General features: G+C 44.9%; 4 protein-coding genes. All 4 read right to left on the bottom strand.

Annotated features, from left to right (window positions below; all coding sequences use genetic code 11):
* Positions 1-1363, bottom strand: a 1363-nt coding sequence (gene urtA, locus V6C93_RS06970) for an urea ABC transporter substrate-binding protein (RefSeq protein ID WP_333475929.1), incomplete at its 3' end; no start/stop codon positions are given.
* A gap of 231 nt (positions 1364-1594) precedes the next feature.
* Positions 1595-1939, bottom strand: a complete 345-nt coding sequence (locus V6C93_RS06965) for a slr1659 superfamily regulator (RefSeq protein ID WP_333475928.1) — start codon at positions 1937-1939, stop codon at positions 1595-1597.
* Positions 1940-2059: 120 nt separating this feature from the next.
* Positions 2060-2638 (bottom strand): slr1658 superfamily regulator, encoded by a 579-nt coding sequence (locus tag V6C93_RS06960; RefSeq protein ID WP_333475927.1) that lies wholly within the window; start codon positions 2636-2638, stop codon positions 2060-2062.
* 240 nt (positions 2639-2878) lie between these two features.
* A partial coding sequence (locus tag V6C93_RS06955) for a hypothetical protein (RefSeq protein WP_333475926.1) occupies positions 2879-3160 on the bottom strand: 282 nt, incomplete at its 5' end.

Raw genomic sequence — 3160 nt, 5'->3', positions numbered from 1 at the left:
TGATTTCTTTTACAGCAGCGGTTAAATCCCCCTGATTGAGAGCTGGACTTTTGGCTAGTTTTGTCAAAACTAAATTATGGTTGCTTAACTTGCTTGCACTCTCTCGCAAAGTGGCTTCGACCTGTTGCAACTGAACTGTGAGGGCTTCGAGTTGACGAGACTTTTGCTCGCTCAGCCAAGTTTGCTGAATCCCTTGGCTCACCTGAGCCAGGATATCAATAATTAATTGTGATTTGTCGAATTTTAGCTCTTCGACGCCGAGCCAAGGCAGGGGTTTAATCGCAGCCTGACTGCTTGAGAGAATGGCAAATTGCCCACCGGGTACAATCTGTCCAATGTAGCAGTTCTTCCAAACATGATGATTCGGCTCGATTTGGATTAATCCCCCTGGAGACGCGAAGCTTTGACCGTAGGCTGCCACCCGTACCCGATCCACTTCAAACGATTGGGCAGATTCTACAGCTTGTTTCCAGAGGTAAACTTGGCTGTAAGCCGCTTCAATCGGGTCGGAGGTAACTCGATGGGCACCATAGTTTGCCTGAAAATCCTGGACAAAGCGCTGATTTTCGGGAGTATCCATACTTTGGAAGTAGCTCCAACTGCCGTAATGACCAACAGCAGCATCCCCGATGTCCTGGAGTTCCGCTTCTGCTACGCTCACAGCTAGAATGGGAATTTCCTCTGCTTTGATACCTGCGTCTCGGTACTGGCGATAGAAGACAGGGTTGCTGTCACCGTTGAGGGTGTTGAAGACGACATCCGGGCGCAGGTCGCGAATGTGGCTAATGATGTCGGTGAAATGAGTTTCTCCTAGGTCAACGTACTCTTCCCCCACCACTTCCCCGCCCTGTTGTTTCAGTTGCGAGGCGATCAGTTTGTGGACTGTACGAGGGAAAACATAGTCGGAACCGAGTAGGTAGAATCGCTTTTTCTGGTTAGAGAGCAGCCAAGCTACAGCGGGTTCGACTTGTTGATTGGGACAAGAGCCGGTATAGAAGATGTTGGGAGAGCTTTCCAGTCCTTCATACTGCACGGGATACCACAACAGAGCATTCAATTCCTCAAATACGGGTTTGACGACTTTGCGGGTGACAGAAGTCCAGCAGCCAAAAACGGTAGCGACGCGATCGCCTTGAATCAGTGTTCTCGCTTGGCGCTCAAATTCTGCCGGATCAGATGCTCCATCCACGACAAGCGGTTCGATGGTTTTACCGAGAATCCCTCCGGCTTGATTGATTTGAGCGATCGCCAAAAGCGCTGCATCGATCAACGGACTCTCACTCAGAGCCATCGTGCCCGTTTGGGAATGTAAGATGCCAACTCGTACTGCCGACAAAGAAGGAGGCTGGGGCAAAGGCGACATAATCAGAGCCTAGGGAATTCTAGCGTTGCAATCTTCTTGGCTGGTGCCGTTAGTCTAGCGTCTCGAAGAAAAGGCGATCGCGCAAGTACGGCTGAATCAAGCAGAGCAACTGAGGGACACCAAGAGCGTCAGCGTTAGCCTGCAAAAAGCTTTGACCTAACACTAGCAGCAGGCATGTAATATTGATTAGTCTATTTCTCCTCATTCTCAAGCCCACACCTTATGGGTTTGCTACTCCCATTGCAGCGTCAAACTAGGCATCAATCGCTGCCAGTTTCCCAGAGATTTCCCTTGCCAGGGTATTCTCTGTGCAGCTTTGACCACTAGCTCAATCCCTCTCTTCTTACGCACACCTATCACAAACCGTGACAAGACACTCATCCCGGAACTGTTGAGAAATTCTAGCTCTAATAGGTTCATTGTAAGTGTCGGTAGCTCTTGAGTAATTATCTGTTCAAGTAACTGCTCTATAGCTTTATAGTCGGCTATTCCACTTTCGCGCAGCAAACCCTGGAAGTAAACAGTTGCTGTTCCTGGGTCGTACCATACCTGATAGTCATCCGTTTTTATTTCCATCCTGAAGCTCCTGACTTACTATCTAAATAACCTATGTTATGGTCGTACCATACCTGATAGCCATCCGTCTTTATTTCCATTTTTAAGCTCCTGACTTACTATCTAAGTAACCTATGTTATCTATATTGTTAGCTGCACCATTGTAGTCAGAGTGGTGATTTCAACGTCTTTTCTAACGGTTTCAATTTTCCAACCCAACTTAGCACTATAATCATTCATCATGCTAAGAAAACCTAACTGAGATTCCTCACTCTTCTCTTCAGCACCTTTTTCAAGCTGGCGGAAATACAACTCATCGATGTCAGAATGGGTTAACTCATCAATAAAATCATTAAATTTTGCCAAACATGTTTGGTTAACACAATTACTACCAATAAATACTAAATTTTTTTCAAATAAGCAAATTCCAAATTTCACAGGGTAATTGATGTTGCCATCATGAAACTTCATTGAATTCTCTAATAGTTCATTAGTCATGTAAGTTGCTGCACTTTTCAGATGGAGTTGCTGCCCAAAAGAAGTAGCATTTTCTTCGGTAATGGGAAACACATTAGCTAAATAATCAGCAACAAAAGCCATAGATAAATATCTGATTGGCTTTCGTCTTTCAATAGGAATAGCGTGAATTAAAAACTCAATCATAAAAAGTTTATGATTGTCTAACGCTTCTTCGATAAAATCTCCAATAATCTGATTCATAGCCGTTTACCTGTAATTTTTTAAAAGCAAAAGGAGTACCCCAAGTAGCTTAGATGAGATACTCCCAATACTTTTGGTTTGAAGACTTGAAAAGAAGATGATAACAAAGGAGACAAGGAGAAATGCTTTGAGGTAACGATGTAGCAATTTTATTGGATTTGTGAACTGTACCAGGCGATGTGCTGTACTCAATCTGAGGGCGTTTTCCCTGCTTACCCTGTTTGCCTCTATCTCTTTTCCCTAACTCTCAATCTTTAAGTGTAGTGATTGAGGTTTAGGCCAAGCATCATTCTCACCAACAACCTGCTGACGACGATAGTTCTGCTCGAACTGCTGTTTAACAATTGCCCGTGCAGCTTGCATTCCTGCGATCGTAGTCGCTTCGATACACCCAGAATTGAAACTATTATCGATCCAATCACCCGTTAAGTACAGATTCTCAAACCCACGGGGGCGATTATCCCACCTAGAACTATCGGCTTGCAGACGAAACTGGTAGCTCTGCGGAACAGACAATACATA

The sequence above is a fragment of the Allocoleopsis sp. genome (assembly GCF_036703385.1).
Taxonomy (GTDB): domain Bacteria; phylum Cyanobacteriota; class Cyanobacteriia; order Cyanobacteriales; family Coleofasciculaceae; genus Allocoleopsis.
Note: the sequence above shows the minus strand (reverse complement) of the source record. Positions and strands in the feature narration are given on the sequence as shown.